Raw genomic sequence first — 24,243 nt, forward strand, 5'->3', positions numbered from 1 at the left:
CCGGCCCGGTCTCCCCAGCCGTACGGGCCGTGCGCGGGTACCGTCGGGCCGTAGCGTCGGCGCACTCCGGGAGGACCTGGTGACTCTTCAACGACCCGATCCGGTGACGGACACCACCGCCGTGGCGGAAGCCACCGAGCGGCTGCTCGACGCCGTCGCCGCGCTGCCGGAGCCCGCCCTCGCCGAGCCGTCGCTGCTGCCCGGCTGGACCCGCGGCCATGTGCTGGCCCACCTCGCCCGCAACGCCGACGGCCTGCGCAATCTGCTCACCTGGGCGCGTACCGGCACCGAGACGCCGATGTACGACAGCGCCGAGGCCAGGGACCAGGAGATCGAGCGGGACGCCGGGCGCCCGCTCGCCGAGCACCTGGACGACCTGCGGGCCTCCGCGCGGCGGCTGGCCGAGGCCACCGCCGAGGTTCCGCCCGCCGCCTGGGCCGCGCAGGTCGCCCTGCGCACCGGCAGGGTCATCGCCGCCGCCGAGATCCCCTACCGGCGGCTGGTCGAGGTGCTGCTGCACCACGTCGACCTGGACATCGGCTACGGCTGCGCCGACCTGCCCGCCGGGTTCGCCGCCCGCGAGCTGGCGCTGCTCGCCGACGGGCTCACCGGCCACGAGGGGATCGCCGCCGTACGGCTGGAGGACACCGGCGACGGCTCGCGCTGGACGATCGGCGCCGCGGCCGAACCCGACCTCGCGGTCAGCGGCTCCACCAGCGCCCTGCTCACCTGGGTCAGCGGACGCGGCAGCGGCGACGACCTGGCCGTGGCGCCCGAGGGCCCGCTTCCGGTCCTGCCGCCGCTAGGCTGAGCCCATGGCGTATACGGGAGAGGTCACGGTCGGCGGCACGCCCGACGTGCACGAACTGGAAGACCTGATCATCACCAAGGTCGCGGTCGGCCCCATGAACAACAACGCGTATCTGCTGCGCTGCCGGGCCACCGACGAGCAGCTGCTGATCGACGCGGCCAACGACGCGGAGACCCTGCTCGACGTGGTCGGCTCCGACCGGCTCGGCTCGGTCGTCACGACCCACCAGCACGGCGACCACTGGCAGGCCCTGCGCGCGGTCGTGGACGCGACCGGCGCCCGCACCTACGCCGGGCGGGCCGACGCGGAGGGCATCCCCGTCGCCACGGACGTCCTGCTGGACGACGGCGACACGGTCTCCTTCGGCCGGGTGCGGCTGACCGCCCGCCACCTCGTCGGCCACACGCCCGGCAGCGTCGCCCTCGTCTACGACGACCCGCACGGCCATCCGCACGTCTTCACGGGCGACTGCCTCTTCCCGGGCGGCGTCGGCAACACGCACGACGACGCGGCGGCCTTCACCTCGCTGCTGAACGATGTCGAGACCAAGCTCTTCGACGCCCTCCCGGACGAGACCTGGGTCTACCCCGGTCACGGCAACGACACGTCGCTGGGCGCCGAGCGCCCCCACCTCCCCGAATGGCGCGAACGCGGCTGGTGACCACGGCGCCCTTCCCCCGTACCGGCCGGCACCTCTGATCCCGGCCCCGGCCGTCCGCCGGGCCCGGAGCCGGTTCAGGCCGTGACCCGTATGCTCCCGTGCCTCGGGGCCGGGGCGTCGAGCTGCCGACCGTCGTCGGCCGCGACCTCCGTGCGGGCGGCCGGACAGGCCACCGCCCGACCGGGAAAACGGCGGCCGCGGGCCTGTGGGGGCGGGTTTATTGAGGTGCGCGGGGGTGGCGGGCGGGGCTAGCTTCGTTGTCATGAACTGGCTTCCCGACAGCTTCGTCCACCCGACGCACGTCCCGCTTCCCGGCGGCGGCCACCACCTGCGGCCGATCGCCGGGAGCGACACCGACCTGGACTACCCGGCGGTCATGGGCTCCCGTGAGCGGCTGTGGTCGATCTACGGCGAGGCCTGGGGATGGCCGCCGGCCACCATGACGTACGAGGCGGATCTCGCCGACCTCAAACGGCACGAAGCCGAGATGGTGGCCCACGAATCGTTCAACTACGCGCTCTTCGACGCAGCCGAGTCCGCCCTGCTCGGCTGCGTCTACATCGATCCGCCGCAGAAGACCGGGGCCGACGCCGAGATCTCCTGGTGGCTGGTGGACGAACACGCCGCTACCGGACTTCAGCAGACGCTCGACGCGTTCGTCCCCCGCTGGATGGCCGAGAGTTGGCCCTTCGCCCGCCCCCGCTACGTGGGGCGCGATCTGTCCTGGGCCGACTGGACGGCCCTCCCCGACGCCGGCTGACTCCCCCACTCCGACCCGCTACCGACCGATCGCGCCAGCCCGGTCCGGTCCGGCCCGGGTCAGTGGTGGCGCCTGCTGGAGCGGTGAGTGCTGTGGTGGATGGTCGACCGGTGTGTCGACGTCTTGTGGGTGGTGTGCGCCGGGGACGGCTTGCCCTGGTCCGTGCCGGGGCAGCTTTCGGTGGGGCGCGCCAGCCCCAGTTGTACGGTCGTGCCGGTGTCGGCGGAGCCGCCCGCGTTCGGCGTCTGGAAGCAGACCTTCCAGGTGCCGTCGGTCTTCCGTCCCCCGCCGGTCGCGTCATGGGTCTCGACGTTCTTGAACCCCGCGGTTGTCGCGGCGCCGCGCGCGGTGGTCAACGTCAGCCCGGTCAGCGTGGGCAGCGCCCGTGTGACGCCGGTCTTCTTGTGCCCGCCGCACCCGGTCAGCGCGAGAGTGGCGGCGGTGACGGCGGCTATGCCCGCCACGGACGTACGGCCGTAACGCATGATTCCCCCTGGAGTCGTGTGGAGGCACGAGCATGGCAGCCGTTCGGGCACCGCGTCCCCAGGTCTGCCGACACCGTGACAGCACTGCGGAACGCCCATGACGGGCCGGTGACCTCCGCGGCCAATACCCGTACGCAGACGTCCGGTTGACCCGGGCGACGGCCGTACGGCGGGGGCGTCCGCCGGGGGCTCAGCGGCGGTGGCGCATACGGGTGCCGACCTCGCCCTCGTCGGTCTCCCACCACGGGCGGGTCAGTTCGGGCGGTGCCACGGCAGTGCTTGAGGTGGACGCGACCGCCGCAGACGTACCCGGAGCGGGCGCGGCCGACGCGGCGGGCTGCGGGACGGCGGTCGCCAGGGCCTCGCGGTCGAGCCGGGCGTCCAGCTCCGCGGTCTTCACGCGTTCCGCGCGCCACCACTCCATGAAGACCAGCAACAGGAAGGGCAGGCCGACGAGTTCGGCGAGGGTCAGCATCAGGCCGCCGCCGAGGAGTTGGTCGTGCCGGACGCTGGGCCCCCAGGTGCGCGGATGGTCGGTGTACCAGTGCCCGGCCACGAGCGTGCCGCTGGTCATCACGACGATGCCGGGAACCGAGTCGAAGAGCCCGTCGGCGAAGACCAGCAGCGCCCGTACGGGATGGCTGCACCAACGCGGCAGCAGTTCCTGGCGGCTGAGCATCGGCAGCACGAACAGACAGCCGGTGAGCAGCAGTTGCAGATGCATCAGCTGACGTACCGGCTGGTGGGCGAGCGCGGTGGCGAAGTACGGCGTGAAGTAGATGGTCAGCTCGGAGGCCAGCACCAGCACCGAGCTGACCAGGGGGTACGTCAGCGCGCGGACCGGACGCGAGGTGAAGGCGCGGCGCAGCCGGCCCTTGGGGTCGGCCAGCGCGAGGGGGTCGCCGAGGGCCAGGCCGAGCGGCGCGAAGAGGTCGAGCAGGATGTTCTGCACGGCCGCGGGCCAGAACAGCACCTGGTCGTACACCGCGAGCGAGGACATCGTCGCGAACACGATCGTGCCCAGGCCCAGGACGAAGAACGCCAGCGTCCGCCACAGCGGCCACCGCTCCCCCGCGCGCCTTCTGCGCCGCACCCCGTAGGCGTAGGCCGCGCCGAGCAGCACGACGACGGCGAGGGCGGGGCCATCGAGCTGCCAGACGTCGAGGAACCGTGATCCGGTCAGCTCGGGCAGGGCCAGAGCGCTCGCCACATCCGTGCCTTTCCGCGTAAACCGTCCGCTACGGGGGCCACGGTAGACCCTCTGCGGCGGTCCTCCGCGTGCGGGGGGACGTACGCGTCACGCGTCGATACGGTCCGCGGCGCGCTCCCGGGCGGCTCGGCGGGTGGCGAACAGGCTGGTCACGGTGGTGACGGCGAGCACGCCGACGATCACGCCCAGGGAGACCGGGATCGAGATCTCCGGCACATGGACCCCCGATTCGTGGAGCGCGTGCAGCACCAGCTTGACGCCGATGAAGCCGAGGACGATCGACAGACCGTAGGAGAGGTGGACCAGCTTCTTGAGCAGGCCGCCGATCAGGAAGTACAGCTGGCGCAGGCCCATCAGCGCGAAGGCGTTGGCGGTGAAGACGATGTACGGGTCCTGGGTGAGGCCGAAGATGGCCGGGATCGAGTCGAGCGCGAAGAGCACGTCGGTGGTGCCGATCGCGAGCATCACGACGAGCAGCGGGGTCATCAGCCGCTTGCCGTCCTGGGTGACGAGCAGCCGGGTGCCGTGGTAGCGGCCGGTGCTCGGTACGCGTCGCTCGACCGCCTTGAGCAGCCGGTTCTCCTCGAACTCGGCCTCCTCCTGGTCGGCGCCCGAGCGCGCCTCCCGGAGCAGCTTCCACGCGGTCCAGACGAGGAAGGCGCCGAAGATGTAGAACACCCACGAGAAGCTGGCGATCAGCGTGGCGCCCGCGGCGATGAAGACGGCGCGCAGCACGAGGGCGATCAGCACGCCGACGAACAGCACGCGCTGCTGGTACGCGGACGGCACCGCGAACTTCGCCATGATCAGGACGAAGACGAAGAGATTGTCGACGCTGAGGGACTTCTCGGTGAGGTAACCGGCGACGAACTCGCCCGCGGGTTGGGCGCCGCCGAAGATCAGCAGGCCGAGGGCGAAGAGTCCGGCGAGCACGATCCAGACGGCCGTCCAGGTGCCGGCCTCGCGGAGGGACACGTCGTGCGGGGTGCGCCCGATCACGAAGTCGGCGGCGATGAGGGCGCACAGTCCCGCGATGGTCAGTGTCCACAGGGCGAGGGAGACGTCCACAGGCTCCTCCGAGGGAGTCGTCGGACCACAAACGGTACACGAATCCCCAAGGGAGAGTAAAAGACAGGCCAAGCGGCCCGTTTTCCGCAGGGAAGCGCCCCCGGTTCGCGCCCGGCCCGAACGCTCACGCGCTGCGCGCAGCGGTCCCGGAAGACACGTACGCGTACGCGGTCGCGCGCCGGGTGCCGGCGCCTGCACAAGCGCCACCGCCAGGCACTTTACGCCCCACGCTCCCGCGCCTCACCCCCGGCCGTCCCCCGGGAGTCCGCGCGGCAGGGCCGGAAGCGCTACGCGTACGCAAGCACGCACTGGTGTCACGCGGTCAGATACCCGCGCAGCCCCACGCCCTGGCGCGCCGCGCCCGTCGACAGCCACGGGAGCGGCCGCCCGCCGGCGGCCGCCGACGTGCCCAACCGCGAGCCGCAGCCGACGCCCTACCGTCAGGCGCCACGCAGCCGCACGCCCCACCCGCCAATCGCCACACCTGCCGACAGCCAACTGGCGCAATCGCGGGCCCGCGCCGCGCGCAGCCGTCAGGCACCGTGCAGTTGCGCGCCCCACGCCCACCCGCTGACTACCGCTCCTGCCTGCGGCCGCCAACGCGCGCAACTGCGGGCCTCAGCCGACACCCTGACGTCAGACGCCACGCAGCCGCACGCAGCGCCCGCCACCCGCCACTCCTGCCAGCAGCCAACGAGCGCAACTGCGGGCCGCAGCCGACGCCCTACCGTCAGGCGCCACGCAGCCGCACGCAGCGCCCGCCACCCGCCACACCTGCCGACAGCCAACTGGCGCAATCGCGGGCCCGCGCCGGGTGCGGCCGGTGCCACGGGGACGCCGGGCGGCTGGTGGTCAGGGGCGCGTGCGCGCGCTCGTGTCGGCCGGTCAGGGGCCGTAGGCGGGGCGGGCGGCGGCCAGTTGGCGGAGGACCTGGGTGAGGATCTGGCTGCCCGGCGGGACGAGCGCCGGTTCGTAGGTCCACGCGTGGCCGACCCACGGGTCGGCCAAGTGCTCGCTGGGCTCCGGAGTGAGCCGCAGCATCGAGCGCCACAGGGGATCGAGCACCGGGCCGTACGCGGCGGCGTCCTCGCGGTCGGCCACCAGCAGCAGATGGACGCCCGCCGCGGGCCCCTCGTCGGCGAGATACCGCAACTGGTTGACGGCCCGGTCGTCGAAGCCGTACGGGAACTCGTTGACGATCAGCAGCTGTTCGGCCGTGTCGAAGCCGGGCGGCAGCGCGTCGGCCGCTCCCCCGCGCATCGCCATCTGGAGCAGATCGACCCGCTCGGTGAGCCGGCCCAGCACGTCGCTGACCCCGGCGGCCCCTGCGGCGGGCGGCGGCAGCACCAGGGCGCCGCCCGCGTAGAGCGGGGCCAGCGCCCCCGCGCCGGAACCCGCCGGGTCCAGCGCGTGCACGGCGAACCCGCCGACCGGGTACGAGGCGAGCAGCCGGGCCGCGATCGAGACCGCCGTCTCCATGGCCAGCCGCCGGTCGTCCTCGCTGTCGATCCACAGCCCGCGCTCCAGCGGCAGCCGGGCGAGCAGCGGGATGCGCAGCTCGGGTGCCTCGGGCAGGGACAGGTTACCGAGACGGACGGCCATCGGCGGCTCCGAGGGCACCCGGTAGCCGTGCCACACCGGGTTCTCCCAGCCCGCGAAGGCCGGCGGCAGCGCGGGCTCGACCACCTCGGCCTCGGCGGTGAGCTGCGCGAGGTCCCGGTCGAGCACGGCCCTGGCCTGGTCGACCAGCGCGATCTGCTTGTTGAGCGCCTCGTCGCGGGCGGCCTCGGCGGCCGGGCCGCCGCGGGTGAGGGGGTCGGCGAGCAGCCGGTCCAGCTCCTGCTCGTGACGGGACTGCGCGAAGTCCTCGGCGCTGCGGTAGGCGGCGACCGTACGGGCCAGGTCCTCGAACATGCCCCACACCTGGTTGTGCAGCCGCTCCTCCATCGTCCAGCCGCTGGCGTCGCCCGCGACGGGGGTGGGCGGGCGGTCGGCGGGCGGCGTCTGACCGGCCGCGGCGGGAGTGGGCGCGGGGGCAGGGGCGCTGTACGGCGAGCCGGCCCGGCCGGGCACGGGCCCGGCGGGTGCCTGGGCGGGCCCCCGGCGCGGGTGCCGGTAGTCCACGGGACCGTCGGCCGGGGCCGACGCAGCCGGTATGGCAGGCGTGGTGGCCGACGCAGCCGGTATGGCAGGCGTGGTGGCCGACGCAGCCGGTATGGCAGGCGTGGTGGCCGACGCAGCCGGTGCGGCAGGCGCGGTGGCGGCAGGCGCGGACGCAGCGACGGACCCCGCCGCCGTAGCCGCACCCTCCGTCGTACCCGCCCCGGAAGCCGCCGGGCGGCTCGCCGTCCCACCCGGGAGCGCCACCGAGCGGGACTGCTCGCGGCCCACCGCCTCGTGGATACGCCCGGCGACCGCGCCCGGCTCCGGAACCCCCTGGTCGAGCAGCAGCGCGGGCAGTCCGCCCTCGTACCCCTGGCCGACCGCGCGGACCTTCCACACGCCCTGCCGCCGGTACAGCTCGACGGCGAGCAGGGCCGTCTCCGCGCCGAGGCCGGTGATGGTGAACCCGGCGATCCCGGCGCCCTCCGGGGTCGTGGTGACGGCCAGACGCGGGGCGGGCGCGGCGCCGAAGTCCGCGGGCGCGCCCGGACGGCACGGCGGCAGCGCGAGCAGCACATGCACCCGGTGCACCGGCTCGGGCATCGCGCCGAGGTCCACCGCGAGACGGTGCTCGGCGGCGGCCTGCCTGGGCACCTCGATACCGGGCAGCTGCGGCGCGCCGGGGTGGGCCAGCCACCCCTGGTCGCCGACGACCCGGCCCTGTTCGTCCCCGAGGGTGACCGCGGCCACCACGGGGGTGCCGGCCGACACCCGGATCTCCAGCCGGTTGCCGGGCAGCGGATGGTTCTGCCCCCGGACCAGTTCGGCCGTCATCGCAGCCGCCCCCGTTTCACTTCTTCTTCGTGTGTGCGTGTGCTGTGCCCGGGCCCGTTACAGGGCGGGCAGGATGGCCGGAATCAGGTCCTGGAAGGTACGGCCGTTGGCGGGCGTGCCGATGGCCGTCATCGACCAGCCGCCCGCGCCGCGCTGCACCTTGGCCATGATCTGCGCGGTGTACTGGCCGCCGCCGGTGAGGGTGTAGCGGGCCAGCTCCTGGCCGTTGGTCTCGTCCACCAGCCGGCAGAACGCGTTCTGCACCTCGGCGAAGGTCTGCCCGGTGAAGGAGTTCACCGTGAAGACGATCTGGTCGACATGGACCGGGACCCGGGCGAGGTCGACCAGGATCGACTCGTCGTCACCGCCCTGCCCCGCGCCGCCGACCAGATTGTCACCGGTGTGCCGCACCGAGCCGTCGTCGCTGGTCAGGTGACGGAAGAACACCACGTCGACCGGCTGCTTGTCGGCGAAGAGCACAGCGGAGGCGTCCAGGTCGATCTCGCGGGTCCGGGTGCCGAACAGCCCCCGGCGCGGGGCGGCCTGCCAGCCGAGCCCCATCCGAACCGCCGTCAGCGTCCCTCCGTCGGACTTGCTCAGGCTGATCTTCTGGCCCTTGGTCATGTTGACCGTCACGCGCTGCCCCTCTCTCCACCGTCACCTGTGTGTGCGGTTGTCCCGCACCCTAACAAGACGCCGCCGGACGGCATCCCGGTTCGTCGCCAGGAGATTTCCGCCGTTTCATGGCCGATTCCCGAGGTGCGCTCCCCCGCGCCCCCGCCCTCCCGCTATGCCATCCCGGCCTCACGCATCTGCCGCAGCTCCTTCTTGAGCTCGCCCAGCTCGTCCCTGATCCGGGCCGCGACCTCGAACTGGAGCTCCGCGGCGGCGGTGTGCATCTGGTCGGTGAGCTGGCCGATCAGGTCGGCCAGCTCCTCCGCGGGCAGGGCCGCCGAGGTCCGCTTCCCACCGGGCTTGGCCGACAGCCCCGGCACGGGCGCCTTGCCGCGCGAGCGCTGCCGCCCGGAGCCCAGCAGCTCCTCGGTGTCGGCGTCCTCGCGGGCGAAGGAGTCCAGGATGCCCGAGATCTTCTTGCGCAGCGGCTGCGGGTCGATACCGCGCTCGGTGTTGTACGCGATCTGCTTCTCACGGCGGCGGTTGGTCTCGTCGATGGCCTTCTCCATCGCCGGGGTGATCCGGTCCGCGTACATGTGGACCTGGCCGGACACGTTACGGGCGGCGCGGCCGATGGTCTGGATCAGCGAGGTGCCCGAGCGCAGGAAGCCCTCCTTGTCCGCGTCCAGGATGGCGACCAGCGACACCTCGGGCAGGTCCAGGCCCTCACGGAGCAGGTTGATGCCGACCAGGACGTCGTACTCACCCGCGCGCAGCTCGTGCAGCAGCTCGACCCTGCGCAGGGTGTCGATGTCGCTGTGCAGATAGCGCACCTGGATGCCGAGCTCCAGCAGGTAGTCGGTGAGGTCCTCGGACATCTTCTTGGTGAGGGTGGTGACCAGCACCCTTTCGTCCTTCTCGGTGCGCAGCCGGATCTCGTGCACCAGGTCGTCGATCTGGCCCTCGGTGGGCTTGACGACGACCTCGGGGTCGATCAGGCCGGTCGGCCGGATGATCTGCTCGACCACGCCGTCGCCGCGCGACAGCTCGTACGGCCCCGGGGTCGCGGACAGATAGACGGTCTGGCCGACCCGGCCGAGGAACTCCTCCCACTTCAGCGGGCGGTTGTCCAGCGCGGACGGCAGCCGGAAGCCGTGGTCGACCAGGGTGCGCTTGCGGGACGCGTCGCCCTCGTACATCGCGCCGATCTGCGGCACGGTGACATGCGACTCGTCGATGACCAGCAGGAAGTCCTCGGGGAAGTAGTCGATGAGGGTGTCGGGCGCGGAGCCCTGCTCACGGCCGTCGATGTGCCGTGAGTAGTTCTCGATGCCGGAGCAGGAGCCGATCTGCCGCATCATCTCGATGTCGTACGTGGTGCGCATCCGCAGCCGCTGGGCCTCCAGCAGCTTGCCCTGCTTCTCCATCAGCGCGAGCTGGCCTTCGAGCTCCTTCTCGATGCCGGCGATGGCCCGCTCCATCCGCTCCGGTCCCGCCACGTAGTGGGTGGCGGGGAAGACATAGATCTGGCGGTCCTCGGTGATGACCTCGCCGGTGAGCGGGTGGAGGGTGTACAGCGCCTCGATCTCGTCGCCGAACATCTCGATCCGGACGGCCAGCTGCTCGTAGACCGGGAAGATCTCGATGGTGTCGCCGCGGACCCGGAAGGTGCCGCGGGTGAACGCCATGTCGTTGCGCGTGTACTGGATGTCGACGAAACGGCGGAGCAGCTGGTCGCGGTCGATGACGTCCCCGACATTGAGCCGGACCATGCGGTCGATGTACTCCTGTGGGGTGCCCAGGCCGTAGATGCAGGAGACGGAGGCGACCACGACGACATCGCGCCTGGTCAGCAGCGAGTTGGTGGCCGAGTGCCGCAGCCGCTCGACCTCCTCGTTGATGGACGAGTCCTTCTCGATGTAGGTGTCCGTCTGCGGGACGTACGCCTCGGGCTGGTAGTAGTCGTAGTACGAGACGAAGTACTCGACCGCGTTGTTCGGCAGCAGCTCGCGGAACTCGTTGGCGAGCTGGGCGGCCAGCGTCTTGTTCGGCGCCATCACCAGGGTGGGACGCTGAAGGCGCTCGATCATCCACGCGGTGGTGGCGGACTTGCCGGTGCCGGTCGCGCCGAGCAGGACCACGCCCTGCTCACCGGCGCGCACCCGGCGTTCGAGGTCGTTGATCGCGGTGGGCTGGTCACCGCTGGGCTGGTAGGGACTGACGACCTCGAAGGGCGCCACCGTGCGTTCGATATCTGATACGGGCCGCATGAGTCCACCGTACGACCCGCCACTGACAATCGGCCGCGCACCGCGATCCGGCCCGCGGCGGGGCTTGCGGGCCGGTTCCGCGGACCGCTGTCGTACCCCCCGCCTACGCTTGGTGACGTGACGAACGCCGCTGCCTGGACTGTCCTGGACACACCGATCGGCCCGCTGCTGGTGGCGGGGACCGAGGAAGGGCTCGCGCTGGTCGGTTTCCGGGCCGACGAGGCGGTGACCGCGCGCGCCCTGGAGTCGATGAGCCGGCGGCTGGGCCGCACAGCCGTCGAGGACGCGGCCCGGATGGCGCCGGCCGCCGCGCAGTTCGACGCGTACTTCGCGGGCGAGCTGCGGGAATTCAGCCTGCCGCTGGACTGGTCGCTGATCACCGGCTTCGCCCGGCGGGTGCTGCGCGAGCTGGAGTCGGGTGTCCCGTACGGCACGGTGGTCGGCTATCAGGACCTGGCCGACCGGGTGGGCGAGCCGGGGGCGGCGCGGGCGGTGGGCGCGGCGATGGGGGCGAATCCACTGCCGCTGGTGGTGCCCTGCCACCGGGTGGTGGAGAGCGACGGGGGGATCGGCGGTTTCGGGGGCGGGCTGGAGATCAAGCGGGCGCTGCTGGCGCTGGAGGGGGTGCTGCCCGCGCCTCTGTTCTGACGCGGGCGGGGTCCGGGCAGGCGTCCGTACGGGGGGCGTCCGTACGGGCAGGGCGCGTCCGTCACCGCGGTACGGCTCGGGCGGGCGTCCGTACGGGTTGCGGCTACTCCTCGGAGCTGCGCGGGTCGGGGATCTGCGGCTGCTGGTCGGCCTTCGGCAGCTCCGCCCGGGTGTCGGCCTCGATCTCCGGCGGCGCATCGGCCGGCTCCGACTGCGGGTCCGCCGCGGCCGTCGCGGTGGCCGGGGGCTGCCCCGCGCTGTCGCCCCCGCTCTGCCCCGCCCGGTCGAAGAACCTCAGCATCTCCACGGGGAAGGGCATGACGAGCGTCGAGTTCTTCTCGGCGGCGACCTCCACCACGGTCTGGAGCAGCCGCAGTTGGAGCGCGGAGGGGTTGGCGTCCATGGCCTTCGCGGCCTGGGACAGCTTGTGCGACGCCTGGAGCTCACCGTCGGCCGTGATGATCCGGGCCCGGCGCTCACGGTCTGCCTCGGCCTGCCGGGCCATCGACCGCTTCATGGACTCCGGCAGGGCCACGTCCTTGATCTCGACCCGGTCGATGTGCACACCCCAGCCCGCGGCCGGGGTGGACAGCATCAGCTCCAGGCCCTCGTGCAGGTGCTCGCGCCCCGACAGCAGATCGTCCAGGTCACTCTTGCCGATGATCGACCGCAGCGAGGTCTGGGCGACCTGGAGCATCGCGAACTCGTAGTTCTGCACGTCCACGGAGGCGCGTATCGGGTCCACGACCCGGAAGTACAGCACGGCGTCCACCCGGACCGACACGTTGTCCCGGGTGATGCCGTCCTGGGCGGGCACGGGCATGGTGACGATCTGCATATTGACCTTCGTCATCTTGTCGACGAAGGGGACGAGGAAGCGCGGGCCCGGTTCCTTGGGCAGCCGGTTGACCCGGCCGAAACGGTAGATCACCCCGCGTTCGTACTGCTTGACGATCCGCACGGTCCGCGGCACCACGATCAGTCCGAGCACTGCGGCGACGATCAGTACGACAACAAGGGTTCCCATGGCCCGGCTTCCCCCTTCAACGGCAAGAGCGTGCACCCGTGCACACCACAGTGGGCGCGGTGCCCGCTCGGGGACAAGGGTCTCGCGGGTGGGATTCCCGCGGACGGGGGACCGGTCAGGTCGTGTCGAAGCGGGCCGCGGCCAGATAGTCGGGGCGCGGGTCGAGGGCGGCGGCGAGCCGGAAGTGGCGCTGGGCCTCGGTCGCGCGGTTGGCGCGCTCCAGGGTGCGGGCCAGGGCGAAGTGGGCGAAGGCGTTGTCCGGCTCGCGCTCCAGCACGATCTGGAACTCCAGCTCGGCCGGGCGCAGTTGGGCCGCGGCGAAGAACGCGCGGGCGCGCAGCAGCCGGGCCGCGGTGTTCTCCGGGTGGGCGGTGATCACGGAGTCGAGCAGCTTGACGGCACCACGCGGGTCACGCGCGGCCAGCAGCTGCTCGGCGGCGCGGAAGTCGATGACATGCGTCTCTGGGGTCCGGTCGGGCAAGGCCGCCTCCCTGAAGGGGGTACGGGTGACGACAGATCGTCTTCGGTTCGTCATACCCAACGCCCGCGGCGGCAACCGCATTCCTCGGCGGGGCCGGGGTACGTCGTAGCGTGCTCGGTACACCTGGCATCCCCGGCACGGCCTAGGCTGTCGCCCATGCTGACAGTGGGGCTGACCGGCGGCATCGGGGCCGGCAAGAGCGAGGTGGCGCGGCTGCTGGTGTCCTACGGGGCCGTGCTGGTCGACGCCGATCTGATCGCCCGCGAGGTCGTGGCGCCCGGTACGGAGGGGCTGGCCGCGGTGGTGGCCGAGTTCGGTACGGATGTGCTGACGCCGGACGGGGCTCTGGACCGGCCGAAGCTCGGCGCGATCGTCTTTACCGACGAGGAGCGGCGCAAGGCGCTCAACGCGATTGTCCATCCGCTGGTCGCCCGCAGGTCGGCGTTGTTGCAGCAGGCCGCGGGCGAGGACGCGGTCGTCGTCCACGATGTGCCGCTGCTGGCCGAGAACGGGCTCGCGCCGCGTTACGACGTGGTGATCGTGGTGGATGCCTCGCCGGCCACGCAGCTCGACCGGCTGGTCCGGCTGCGCGGGATGACCGAGGAGGAGGCGCGGGCGCGGATGGCCGCGCAGGCCACCCGCGAGGAGCGGCTTGCCGTGGCGGACGTCGTGATCGACAACGACGGCCCGCTGCACGCGCTGGAACCCCAGGTCCGCGCCGCCTGGGACACCCTGACCGCCTCGGCGTAGCCCGCGTCCCCGCGCTCCGCGACGCCAGAACGTCCGCCACCCGAGGCCGGACCGCCCCCGCGCCCGGGGGAACCCGCCGCCCCGGACGTGAGGTGTCGCAAGATCGCGCAGACCCCATGTCCCGGGTGCGGCCCGACGGCCCGGCCCCGCAGGGGTGCCCCGCAGCTCCCGGGCGCGAGGCCGGCACCGGCCCCGAGCCCTTGGGCGCGGCCCACAAGCGCGCCGCAGCAATGCACACCCCCCGCGCCGCGCGTCAGGGGCCCGGCGTTCGGGCGCGGCCCGGAGCACCCCCAACTCCAACCTCGGCCCCGGCAAGGGGCCAGCCGACTGGCGCGGCCCACAAGCTCGCCGCAGCAATGCACACCCCTCGCACCGCGCGTCGGGGGCCCGGCCTTCGGACGCGGCCCGAAGCACCCGCAGCTCCAGCCCCGGCCCCGGCAAGGGGCCAGCCGACTGGCGCCGCCCACAAGCTCGCCGCAGCGGTGCACCCCCCTCGCGCCGCGCGTCGGGGCCCGGCCTTCGGACGCGGCCCGAAGCACCCCCAACTCCAGCCCCGGCCCCGACAAGGGGTCAACGGGCGTTGGTCGTGGGGTGCCTCCCCCGCAGGGGGCTAGCGGCCGTCGTCCTCCCGGTCCGCGAGAAAGCGTTCGAACTCCGCCGCGAGGTCGTCGGCCGAGGGCAGGTCGACGGGCTCGGCGATGAGGCTCTCACGGCGGTGCGCCCCGGCCACCGCGTCGTACTGGTTCTCAAGTCCCTTGACCACCGAGACGAGTTCGCCGTCCCCCTCGGCGACCTGGCGGTCGATCTCGACCCGGACGGTGTGTGCCTCGTTGCGCAGCGCGTGGGCGACCTCGGGCAGCACCAGACCGGTCGTGGAGGTGATCGTCTCCAGCACGGCGAGCGCGGCGTCCGGGTACGGGGAGCGGGCCAGATAGTGCGGCACATGCGCGGCGATGCCGAGCACATCGCGCCCGGCCTCGGCGAGCCGCAGCTCGATCAGCGCGGCGGCGCTCCCCGGCACCTGGGCCTCCTCGAACCACGCGCGGTGGCCGGGCATCAGGTCCACCCGGTTGCCGTGCGGGGTCAGGCCGACCGGGCGGGTGTGCGGGACGCCCATCGGAATGCCGTGGAAGTTCATCGCCAGGCGGACGCCCAGCCGCTCGACGACCTGGAGGACGGCCGTGGCGAAGCGCTCCCACTCCACATCGGGCTCTGAGCCGGTGAGCAGCAGAAAGGGCGTGCCGGTGGTGTCACGGACCAGATAGAGGTCGATCTCCGGGGCCTCGTACGCCGACCAGTGGTCGCGCTCGAAGGTCATCAGGGGCCGACGGGCCCGGTAGTCGACCAGGCGGTCCGCGTCGAACCGCGCGATCAGCCGGTTGTCGAGCCGGTCGAGCAGCTGCTGGGCGATCTGTTCACCGGTCTCACCGGCATCCATGAACCCCTCGAATTGATACAGCAGCACGGGCCCGGCTTCACCCACGGCCTCGTCGACGGCCTCGGCCCCGCCCGGCACGTACTCGTACAGTCCTTGCGGATCCAGCACGGTGATCGTCCTCCTCGCTCTGTGTCACCCTCAACGAACGGAAACGGCCCGCCATTCCCACCCGTGGCATCCGAACCGTTTCCCCTCCACACTTGACGGGTCGTCGGCTCGGCCCTACGTTCTCGCAACGCCGCCGGCCGTTCAGATCGGCGTCCACCATTCATATAGCTGAAAGGCTTCGGATGCGACCCCACGCGCTTCTGACCCTGCCCGCAGCAGCCGCACTCCTCGCCGCCGGCCTGGTGGCCTACGCCGCGCCCGCCGGCGCCGCGGGCACCGGCGCCGCGGGCACCGTCGAGGTCACCACGGCCAAAGAGCTCAAGGCCGCGCTGACCGACGCGGCCCCCGGCCAGACCATCCACCTCGCCGACGGCACCTACACCGGCAACTTCAAGGTGACCGTCTCCGGTACAGCGTCCTCCCGGATCACGCTCACCGGCTCGTCGCAGGCGATCCTCACCTCCTCCGGCGGCTACGGACTCTATCTGAACGGCGCGAGCTACTGGACGGTCCACGGTCTGACCGTCACCGGCGGCCAGAAGGGGATCGTCACCGACACCGCCGCCCATGTGGTGATCGACTCGGTGACCGTGCACGGCCTCCAGATGGAGGGGGTGCACTTCCGCAACTCCAGCACCGACGCCGTGATCGAGAACTCATGGATCTACGACACCGGGCTGGAGCGGCCCGGCTACGGCGAGGGCGTCTACGTCGGCACCGCCAACACGCTCTCCGACAACAGCGACCGGGCGCAGATCCTGAACAACGTCATCGGGCCCAACGTCGGCGCCGAGAACATCGACCTCAAGGAAGGCACCACGGGCGGGCTGGTCTCCGGCAACACCTTCGACGGCAGCGGGCTGAGCATGACCAACTTCGACGACTCATGGGTGGACGTGAAGGGCAACAACTACACGATCACCGGCAACCACGGCACCCACACGCTCAACGACGGCTACCAGACGCACACCCAGCAGCCCGGCTGGGGCTGCGGCACGGTCTTCCGGGACAACGTCTCGGACCTGACCGGCGCCACGGGCGCGACCCAGTACGGCGTCTACGTCACCAACTACAGCAGCGGCTGCCCCACCACGGTCTACAGCTCCAACACGGTGACCGGCGGCCACGGTCTGACCAATATCGCCGTCACCCCCTGAGGACCTGACGAGCCGATGACCTGACAGCCTGCCGACCGCCGGAACGCACGGCAAGGACCACCCGAACACACCGCAGGTCAACCCGAACGCACCGCGGGCCCGCCTCCCCCGAAGGGGAAGCGGGCCCGCGGTCACACAGCGTGCCTCAGCGGCGCGCGATCAGCTCTGGCCGCCGGCCAGCTTCTCGCGCAGGGCCGCCAGGGCCTCGTCGGAGGCCAGGGCACCGGAGGTGTCGTCCGACTCCGAGGAGTACGAACCGCCACCGCCCGCACCCGCACCGGCCGACGGAGTCGCGGAGCCGGCCTCGGCCGCCGCCTGCTCGTCCGCCTCGCGGGACTTGATGACCTGCGCCTGGTGCTGCTCGAAGCGGGTCTGGGCCGTGGCGTACTGGCCTTCCCACTCCTCGCGCTGCTTCTCGTACCCCTCGAGCCAGTCGTTGGTCTCGGGGTCGAAGCCCTCGGGGTAGATGTAGTTCCCCTGGTCGTCGTACGACGCGGCCATGCCGTACAGGGTCGGGTCGAACTCGACCGAGGCCGGGTCCGAGCCGAACGACTCGTTGGCCTGCTTGAGCGACAGCGAGATACGGCGGCGCTCCAGGTCGATGTCGATGACCTTGACGAAGATCTCGTCGTTGACCTGGACGACCTGCTCCGGGATCTCCACGTGGCGCTCGGCCAGCTCGGAGATGTGCACCAGGCCCTCGATGCCCTCGTCGACACGCACGAACGCGCCGAACGGGACGAGCTTGGTGACCTTGCCGGGGACGACCTGCCCGATCTGGTGGGTCCGGGCGAACTGCTGCCACGGGTCTTCCTGGGTCGCCTTCAGCGACAGGGAGACACGCTCGCGGTCCATGTCGACGTCCAGAACCTCGACCGTGACCTCCTGGCCGACCTCGACAACCTCGGACGGGTGGTCGATGTGCTTCCAGGACAGCTCCGAGACGTGCACCAGACCGTCGACACCGCCGAGGTCCACGAACGCGCCGAAGTTGACGATGGAGGAGACGACGCCGGAGCGCACCTGACCCTTCTGCAGGGTGGTGAGGAAGGTCTGACGGACCTCGCTCTGGGTCTGCTCCAGCCAGGCACGGCGGGACAGGACCACATTGTTGCGGTTCTTGTCCAGCTCGATGATCTTCGCCTCGAGCTCCTTGCCCACGTAGGGCTGGAGGTCGCGCACGCGGCGCATCTCGACGAGCGAGGCGGGCAGGAAGCCACGGAGGCCGATGTCGAGGATGAGACCACCCTTGACGACCTCGATGACGGTACCGGTGACGATGCCGTCCTCTTCCTTGATCTTCTCGATCGTGCCCCACGCGCGCTCGTACTGCGCACGCTTCTTCGAGAGGATCAGGCGGCCTTCCTTGTCCTCCTTCTGGAGAACCAGGGCCTCGATCTCATCGCCCACGGCGACGACCTCGTTGGGGTCGACGTCGTGCTTGATGGAGAGTTCGCGGGAGGGGATGACACCTTCGGTCTTGTAACCGATGTCGAGCAGGACCTCGTCCCGGTCGACCTTCACGATGACGCCGTCGACGATGTCGCCGTCGTTGAAGTACTTGATCGTCTCGTCGATCGCGGCGAGGAAGGCTTCCTCGTTGCCGATGTCGTTGACCGCCACCTGCGGGGTGGTACGAGGGGCCTCGGTGCTGCTCGTCATTAGGGAAAGGACTCCGGTACGGACAGTAAGTCGTAGGTACTGCTACGCCGGGAACCCTTTTCGCTCCTGCCGAATTCCTGACAGCCGCTAGGCCGAAGGGTCTGCAACAGTATCGAGCACAGCCTGCTCCGTCTGAGGCGCGCAGGCTCGCAGCGCAACTTGTAGCATACGGGGGCAGCCGGGCACGGTCAATGCACGAAGAGCACACCGGGCGCGTAACGAACCAAACCGGCGCAAGTCACCCGACCGCAGGTCTCATCAGAGAGTACGACGACTGCCGCGATGATCCAAGGACCCGAACCCGAAGCGACCCGGCGTGCGGCCGGAGCGACCGAGAGCAGCACGGCCAATCGCCGCTGGTGGGACCGGAACGCCGACGAGTACCAGCGCGAGCACGGCGACTTCCTGGGCGACGACCGTTTCGTCTGGGGCCCCGAGGGCCTGGACGAGGCGGACGCCGGGCTGCTCGGGCCCGCGGGGAGCCTCAAGGACCTGTCCGTGCTGGAGATCGGCGCCGGCGCCGCCCAGTGCTCGCGCTGGCTGGCCGCCCAGGGTGCGCGTCCGGTCGCCCTCGACCTCTCGCACCGCCAGCTCCAGCACGCCCGGCGGCTCGCCGAGGAGCAGCCCGGCACCGTCGTCCCCCTGGTGCAGGCCGACGCCGGGACGCTGCCGTTCGCCGACGCCTCCTTCGACCTGGCCTGTTCCGCGTACGGCGCGCTGCCCTTCGTCGCGGACACCGCCCGGGTGCACCGCGAGGTACGGCGGGTGCTGCGGCCCGGCGGGCGCTGGGTCTTCTCGGTCACCCACCCGATCCGCTGGGCGTTCCCCGACGAGCCGGGCCCCGAGGGGCTGACCGCCGCCACCTCCTACTTCGACCGCACGCCCTACGTCGAGCAGGACGACCGGGGCCTCGCCGTCTACGTCGAGCACCACCGCACGCTGGGCGACCGGGTCCGCGAGATCGCCGCGGCGGGCCTGCGGCTGGTCGACCTGGTCGAGCCCGAGTGGCCGTCCTGGAACGAGCAGGAGTGGGGCGGCTGGTCCCCCCTGCGCGGCGCCCTGCTGCCGGGCACGGCGATCTTCGTCTGCGCCGCGCCGTGAGAGCGCCCTCGGCGGGCGGCCCGATCAGTCGCAGCGCGGGCGGCGTGAGCCGACCCGACCCGGGCGGTACGGACACCGCCGCGGGCGGTACGGGCTCTGCGTCAGCCGACGCGAATCGGCTCGCGGGCGGCGGGGACGGGCTCACCACAGGCGGTACGGGCCTGTTGTCTGGCCCCGGCGGCCTCGGCGGACCCGTCCCCGGCGGCGTGAGCCGACCCGACCCGGGCGGTACGGACACCGCCGCGGCCGGTACGGACTCCGCGTCAGCCGACGCGAATCGGCCCGCGCGCGGCAGGGCCGGACTCACCACAGGCCGTACCGGCCTGCCCGGCCCCAGATGCCTCCGCAAACGCGTCTCCGGCGGCGTGAGCCGACCCGGCGCGGGCGGTGCGAACTCCGGCACGGCCGATACGGGCTCCGCGTCAGCCGACGCGAATCGGCCCGCGCGCGTCGGGGCCAGGCTCACCGCAGGCGGTACCGGCCTGCCCGCCCCCGGCGGCGTGAGTCGACCCCGCTCGGGCGGTGCGGGACCGGGCGGCGCGCACGGCTTGGCTGCGCCCGGTGTCGGCGGGGTCGCGTGGGCGGGGTGAGCGGGCGGCCCGGCGTGGGTGGGGTGATCGGGGCGGCGCTGCGGGCCGAGGGGCGGCGGCTGCCGGTCGCGTCCGTCGTACCCGACCTGCTGGCCGCGCTCGACTCCCACGGCGCCGCCGTGCTGGCGGCGCCGACCGGCACCGGCAAGACCACCCTCGTACCGCTCCTACTGGCCGATGCCGCCGACGGCATCGGACGGGTGGTGGTCGCCGAGCCGCGCCGGATGGCCGCGCGGGCCGCCGCCCGGCGGATGGCGTGGCTGCTGGGCGAGCCGGTCGGCGGCACGGTCGGCTTCACCGTGCGCGGCGAGCGGCGGGTCTCGGACCGTACGGCCGTGGAGGTCGTCACCACCGGCGTACTGCTCCAGCGGCTCCAGCGCGACCCCGAACTGGCCGGCGTCGGCACGGTGATGCTCGACGAGTGCCACGAACGCCATCTCGACGCCGACACCGCGATGGCCTTCCTGCTGGACGTACGGGCCGCCCTGCGGCCGGAACTGCGGCTCGTCGCCGCTTCTGCCACGACCGACACGGCGGCCTGGGCGGCGCTGGTCGGCGGCCCGGTGGTCGAGGCCGCGGACGTACTGCACCCGGTCGCCGTACGGTGGGCGCCGCCGGACCGGCCGGTCCGCCCGCCGCACGGCATGCGCGTCGACCCCGCGCTGCTCGACCACGTGGCGGCGACCGTACGGCGGGCGCTGCGCGAGCACGACGGGGACGTGCTGTGCTTTCTGCCCGGGACCGGGGAGATCGCCCGGGTGGCCGGGCTGCTCGGGTCCGGGCTCGGCGCGGACGTGCTGCAACTGCACGGGCGGGCGCCGGCCGCCGTACAGGACGCGGCGCTCGCGCCCGGCGAGCGGCGGCGCGTACTGCTGGCGACGTCGGTGGCCGAGTCCAGCCTGACCGTGCCCGGGGTGCGGGTCGTGGTGGACAGCGGGCTGGCCCGGGAGCCGCGTACCGACCACGCGCGCGGCCTGGGCGCGCTGACCACCGTACGGGTCTCGCGGGCCGCCGCCGATCAGCGCGCCGGACGGGCCGGGCGGGAGGCGCCCGGTACGGTCTACCGCTGCTGGACCGAGGCCGAGCAGGCCCGGCTGCCGCGCAGGCCCGCGCCCGAGATCGCGCTCGCCGATCTGACCTCCTTCGCGTTGCAGGCCGCGTGCTGGGGCGACCCGGACGCCTCGGGCCTGGGCCTGCTCGACCCGCCGCCGCCCGGTGCGATGGCCGCCGCCCGCGCCACGCTGCTCGGCCTCGGCGCGGTCGACGCGTCCGGCCGCGCGCTGGACCGGGGGCGGCGGCTGGCCCGGATCGGGGTGCACCCGCGGCTGGCCCGGGCGCTGCTGGACGCGGCCGACGCGGTCGGCCCGACCCGCGCCGCCGAGCTGACCGCGCTGCTCAGCGAGGAGCTGCCCGCGTCGTACGGCCCCGATCTGACCGCCGCGTGGCGTACGGCCCGCCGCGCCGACGACCCCTACGCGACGCGCTGGCGCGCCGAGACCCGCCGCCTGGAGTCCTCCTCGCGCCCCAAGAACCTGCGGGGATCCGACTCACCCGGTGAAGGCGGGCCGGGGTCGGGGCGGCCCGGCGACACGGCAGGGGCCGGACGGACCGGGGGCGGCGCGGGCGCCGGCCGGGGGCTCGGTGACGACGCTGCCGCGGGGCTCGTCGTGGCGTTGGCGTTTCCGGAGCGGGTGGCGCGGCGGCGCGGGGCCGGGGTGTATCTGATGGCGGGCGGGACCGCCGCCGAGGTCGGGCCGGGGTTCGGGGACGCCGAGTGGATCGCGGTGGCGGTCGCCGACCGAGGGGTGGGGAAGGCGGCGGCCCGGGTACGGGTGGCGGCCGTCATCGACGAGCGGACCGCGCGGCAGGCCGCCGCCGGCCTGCTGGAGTCGTACGAGGAGGTGCGGTGGGCCCAGGGCGACGTGGTGGCCCGCCGGGTGGAACGGCTGGGGGCGATCGAGCTGGCCTCGGCCCCACTGCGCCGGGCCGACCCGGAACTCGTACGGGCCGCCCTGGTCGAGGGCCTGCGCGCGGAGGGTACGGGGCGGCTGCGGTGGTCGCGCGAGGCCCGGGACCTGCGGCTGCGGATGGAGTTCGTCCGGCGGGTGCTCGGCGATCCGTGGCCGGACGTGTCGGAGGAGGCACTGCTCGCGCGGGCCGAACAGTGGCTCGGCGGCGAACTGGCGTCGGCGCGGCGCCGGGCGGACCTGGAACGGATCGACGCCGGGGCCGCGTTGAACCGGCTGCTCCCGTGGGCGAGCGGCGCGGCCGGGCGGTTCGGGGAGTTGGCGCCGGAGCGGATCGAGGTGCCCAGCGGCTCGCGGGTCCGGGTCGACTACAGCGGCGAGCAGCCCGTACTGGCCGTGAAACTCCAGGAGTTGTTCGGGCTTCGGGAGACCCCGCGGGTGGCGGGCGTACCGGTGCTCGTCCATCTGCTGTCGCCCGCGGGGCGGCCCGCGGCCGTGACGGCGGACCTGGCGTCCTTCTGGCGCGAGGGGTATCGGGCGGTGCGGGCCGAACTGCGCGGCCGCTACCCCCGGCACCCGTGGCCCGAGGACCCCTCGACGGCGGCCCCGACCCGCCACGTCAAGGCCCGCGGCCGCTGACGCCCTCCGGGCCGGGGACCGGGCCGGGGCCGGGGCCGGGGCCGGGGCCGGGGCCGGGGCCGGGGCTCAGGTTCGGTCCGCCGCCGACCGAGCCGGTCCGGGGCTCAGGTTCGTAAGACCCTCTCACGAACGTGAATGGGCGACGCCCGGCGCCGACGGCGGCCCTTACGTCCGTGACAGCCTCTAACAAACGCGAAGGCTCACAACGCGCACACCAGCGGCGCCTCTCACGTCCGTGAGACCCCCTCACAAACGCGAGCGGGCCACACCCAGCCCGCGGACGGCAGCCCTCACATACGTGACACCCTCTAACAAACGCGAGCAGTCACAACGCGTTCCGCGCCCACGCGGGGAGCGCCCCGCCAAGGGCGCTGGGGGGTACCCCCGGGCGAAGCCCGGGGGAGGAACTGCGCGAGCAACCCGCCACCACCCGGTGGGCCGAAAACCGCCGCGAGCGGCCCGGCGAGCGGCCCGGCGCAGCCGCACCGCGGCTGACTGCGCCGTCCCCCGGGCGCGCCGCAGGCGGAACCGGGCCTCAGGGCTCGTTGGTGATCGCGGGGCCGGCCGCCGCGCCCGCGGTGTCCGTCGGGCTCGGCGTCCCGGACGGGTCCGCGGCATCCGTGTCCGTGCCGCACGGGTCCGGTGTCGGGTCCTGCGCCTTCGGGTCCTGGGCGTCGGCGTCCGCCGTGTCGTCGGCCGGCGGCTCGGTGACCGTCGGCGGCTGGATGACCTCGCCGCTGTCGGTCGGCGTCTGCGTGGGCGTCGGGTCCGTCGGGCAGCCCGGCGTGGTCGTCGGGTCCGTGGGCGTCCCCGTCGTCGGGTCCGTGGTGGCCGGGCCCGTCGGCGCGCCGGTGGTGGGCTCGGTGACCGGCACACCCGTGGGGCTGGTCGTGGGCTTCGGCGTCGAGCCCTGCGTCGGCTTGACCGTACCGGTCGCGGTGGCCGTCGGCCGCGGGCTGGTCGACGGCGAAGGGCTCGTCGACGGCGACGGGCTGGTCGACGGGTTCGGCGCGGACGGCGAGGCCGACACACCGGGACCGGGTGTGCCCGCGCGGTCGGGCACCGCGACCGCGCCGCCCTGCCGGAAGTGCTCGTACCAGGACTTCACCAGGTCCAGATACGCCTGCGAGTGGTTGTAGCCGAGGATCGCGCGGTCCATGTCGCTCGGCACGGCCAGGTCACGGCCGTCGGCGCACAGGTAGTGGGCGGCGGCCAGCGCGGCGTCGTAGATGTTGTTGGGGTTGCGCACCCCGTCACCGTTGCCGTCCGCGCCCCACGTCGCCCAGGTCGAGGGGATGAACTGCATGGGCCCGACCGCCCGGTCGTGCACCGGGTCCCCGTCGTAGGCGCCGCTGTCGGTGTCGCTGATGTCGGCAAAACCGTTTCCGTTGAGCACCGGGCCCAGGATCGGCGAGTACGTCGTACCGTTCGCGTCGACCGCGCCGCCGCGGGCCTGGCCCGACTCGACCTGGCCGATCGCGGCGAGCAGTTCCCACGGCAGATGGCAGCCGGGATTGGTCTCGGCGACGGCCTGCTGCGCCCGCTGATAGGCGTCGAACACCGTCGCGGGCAGACTCGCGCCACCGGCCGGCACGGAGATCACCGGGTCGCCGCCCGGGGCACCGGCCGTCGGATCAGCGGGCGCGGTGGGGGTGTTCAGCGGGGGCAGCGCGGTGACGTACAGCGGCGAACCACCGTCGATCTCCGGCCCCGGCGGCGGCGTCACCACCGACTGCGACCCGTGCGTGGACGCGTGGGCCACCGGCAGAAAGCCCGGTGCCTGCGACGCGCTCAGCGCGGCCATCGCCGCAGCGGCCACCGCCGTTCCCGCCGCTCCCCTGCGTAGCCTCCGGCCATA

General features: G+C 73.0%; 19 protein-coding genes. 8 read left to right on the plus strand and 11 right to left on the minus strand.

Annotated features, from left to right (window positions below; translation table 11 throughout):
- Positions 1–79 precede the first annotated feature (79 nt).
- From OHA30_RS06385 to OHA30_RS06395, 3 genes are all read left to right on the plus strand, one after another.
- Positions 80–811: a maleylpyruvate isomerase family mycothiol-dependent enzyme gene (locus tag OHA30_RS06385; RefSeq protein WP_328912810.1), complete on the plus strand. Its 732-nt coding sequence runs from the start codon at positions 80–82 to the stop codon at positions 809–811.
- A gap of 4 nt (positions 812–815) precedes the next feature.
- Complete coding sequence (locus OHA30_RS06390; RefSeq protein WP_328912811.1) at positions 816–1,472, plus strand: MBL fold metallo-hydrolase; 657 nt, start codon at positions 816–818, stop codon at positions 1,470–1,472.
- A 262-nt stretch (positions 1,473–1,734) separates the two neighbouring features.
- Positions 1,735–2,232, plus strand: coding sequence for an N-acetyltransferase (locus OHA30_RS06395; RefSeq protein WP_328912812.1), 498 nt, complete (start codon positions 1,735–1,737; stop codon positions 2,230–2,232).
- A gap of 59 nt (positions 2,233–2,291) precedes the next feature.
- Here the strand turns inward: OHA30_RS06395 and OHA30_RS06400 are convergent, their stop codons facing one another.
- The 6 genes from OHA30_RS06400 to uvrB all read right to left on the minus strand — a co-directional run bounded on the left by OHA30_RS06400 (position 2,292) and on the right by uvrB (position 10,817).
- Positions 2,292–2,717 (minus strand): PASTA domain-containing protein, encoded by a 426-nt coding sequence (locus tag OHA30_RS06400; RefSeq protein WP_328912813.1) that lies wholly within the window; start codon positions 2,715–2,717, stop codon positions 2,292–2,294.
- A 190-nt stretch (positions 2,718–2,907) separates the two neighbouring features.
- Complete coding sequence (locus OHA30_RS06405) at positions 2,908–3,927, minus strand: cytochrome c oxidase assembly protein (RefSeq protein ID WP_328912814.1); 1,020 nt, start codon at positions 3,925–3,927, stop codon at positions 2,908–2,910.
- 87 nt (positions 3,928–4,014) lie between these two features.
- Complete coding sequence (locus OHA30_RS06410; RefSeq protein WP_328912815.1) at positions 4,015–4,995, minus strand: TerC family protein; 981 nt, start codon at positions 4,993–4,995, stop codon at positions 4,015–4,017.
- Positions 4,996–5,880: 885 nt separating this feature from the next.
- Positions 5,881–7,932, minus strand: coding sequence for a TerD family protein (locus tag OHA30_RS06415; RefSeq protein ID WP_328912816.1), 2,052 nt, complete (start codon positions 7,930–7,932; stop codon positions 5,881–5,883).
- Positions 7,933–7,989: 57 nt separating this feature from the next.
- Positions 7,990–8,568, minus strand: coding sequence for a TerD family protein (locus OHA30_RS06420; protein WP_328912817.1), 579 nt, complete (start codon positions 8,566–8,568; stop codon positions 7,990–7,992).
- A 152-nt stretch (positions 8,569–8,720) separates the two neighbouring features.
- Positions 8,721–10,817: an excinuclease ABC subunit UvrB gene (gene uvrB, locus OHA30_RS06425; protein ID WP_328912818.1), complete on the minus strand. Its 2,097-nt coding sequence runs from the start codon at positions 10,815–10,817 to the stop codon at positions 8,721–8,723.
- Positions 10,818–10,934: 117 nt separating this feature from the next.
- Between uvrB and OHA30_RS06430 the strand changes: the two genes are divergently transcribed.
- On the plus strand, positions 10,935–11,465 hold the full coding sequence (locus OHA30_RS06430) for a methylated-DNA--[protein]-cysteine S-methyltransferase (RefSeq protein ID WP_328912819.1): 531 nt from the start codon (positions 10,935–10,937) through the stop codon (positions 11,463–11,465).
- Between the two features lie 103 nt (positions 11,466–11,568).
- Here the strand turns inward: OHA30_RS06430 and OHA30_RS06435 are convergent, their stop codons facing one another.
- Positions 11,569–12,492, minus strand: coding sequence for a slipin family protein (locus tag OHA30_RS06435; protein ID WP_328912820.1), 924 nt, complete (start codon positions 12,490–12,492; stop codon positions 11,569–11,571).
- 115 nt (positions 12,493–12,607) lie between these two features.
- Positions 12,608–12,973 (minus strand): tetratricopeptide repeat protein, encoded by a 366-nt coding sequence (locus tag OHA30_RS06440; protein ID WP_328912821.1) that lies wholly within the window; start codon positions 12,971–12,973, stop codon positions 12,608–12,610.
- Between the two features lie 156 nt (positions 12,974–13,129).
- Between OHA30_RS06440 and coaE the strand changes: the two genes are divergently transcribed.
- The gene (coaE, locus tag OHA30_RS06445) at positions 13,130–13,723 is read left to right on the plus strand and encodes a dephospho-CoA kinase (protein WP_328912822.1); all 594 of its coding nucleotides are present in this window, start codon (positions 13,130–13,132) and stop codon (positions 13,721–13,723) included.
- Positions 13,724–14,333: 610 nt separating this feature from the next.
- Here coaE and OHA30_RS06450 read toward each other — a convergent pair.
- Positions 14,334–15,269 carry a proteasome assembly chaperone family protein gene (locus tag OHA30_RS06450; protein ID WP_328912823.1) on the minus strand — a complete coding sequence of 312 codons (936 nt, stop codon included), beginning with the start codon at positions 15,267–15,269 and terminating at the stop codon, positions 14,334–14,336.
- A 182-nt stretch (positions 15,270–15,451) separates the two neighbouring features.
- On the opposite strand from OHA30_RS06450, the gene OHA30_RS06455 reads away from it, so the two are divergent.
- The gene (locus tag OHA30_RS06455) at positions 15,452–16,426 is read left to right on the plus strand and encodes a right-handed parallel beta-helix repeat-containing protein (protein ID WP_328912824.1); all 975 of its coding nucleotides are present in this window, start codon (positions 15,452–15,454) and stop codon (positions 16,424–16,426) included.
- A 159-nt stretch (positions 16,427–16,585) separates the two neighbouring features.
- On the opposite strand, the gene rpsA is transcribed toward OHA30_RS06455, so the two are convergent.
- A complete protein-coding gene (gene rpsA, locus OHA30_RS06460) occupies positions 16,586–18,088 on the minus strand; it encodes a 30S ribosomal protein S1 (RefSeq protein WP_328912825.1) in 1,503 nt (500 codons plus the stop codon).
- Positions 18,089–18,370: 282 nt separating this feature from the next.
- Between rpsA and OHA30_RS06465 the strand changes: the two genes are divergently transcribed.
- The gene (locus OHA30_RS06465; protein ID WP_328912826.1) at positions 18,371–19,189 is read left to right on the plus strand and encodes a class I SAM-dependent methyltransferase; all 819 of its coding nucleotides are present in this window, start codon (positions 18,371–18,373) and stop codon (positions 19,187–19,189) included.
- Between the two features lie 613 nt (positions 19,190–19,802).
- Positions 19,803–22,385: an ATP-dependent RNA helicase gene (locus tag OHA30_RS06470; RefSeq protein WP_328917761.1), complete on the plus strand. Its 2,583-nt coding sequence runs from the start codon at positions 19,803–19,805 to the stop codon at positions 22,383–22,385.
- A 535-nt stretch (positions 22,386–22,920) separates the two neighbouring features.
- Here the strand turns inward: OHA30_RS06470 and OHA30_RS06475 are convergent.
- Entirely contained in the window at positions 22,921–24,204 is a 1,284-nt protein-coding gene (locus tag OHA30_RS06475) for a lytic transglycosylase domain-containing protein (RefSeq protein ID WP_328912827.1), read from the minus strand.
- Between the last annotated feature and the right edge of the window lie 39 nt (positions 24,205–24,243).

The sequence above is a fragment of the Streptomyces sp. NBC_00223 genome (genome assembly GCF_036199905.1).
Lineage (GTDB): Bacteria > Actinomycetota > Actinomycetes > Streptomycetales > Streptomycetaceae > Actinacidiphila.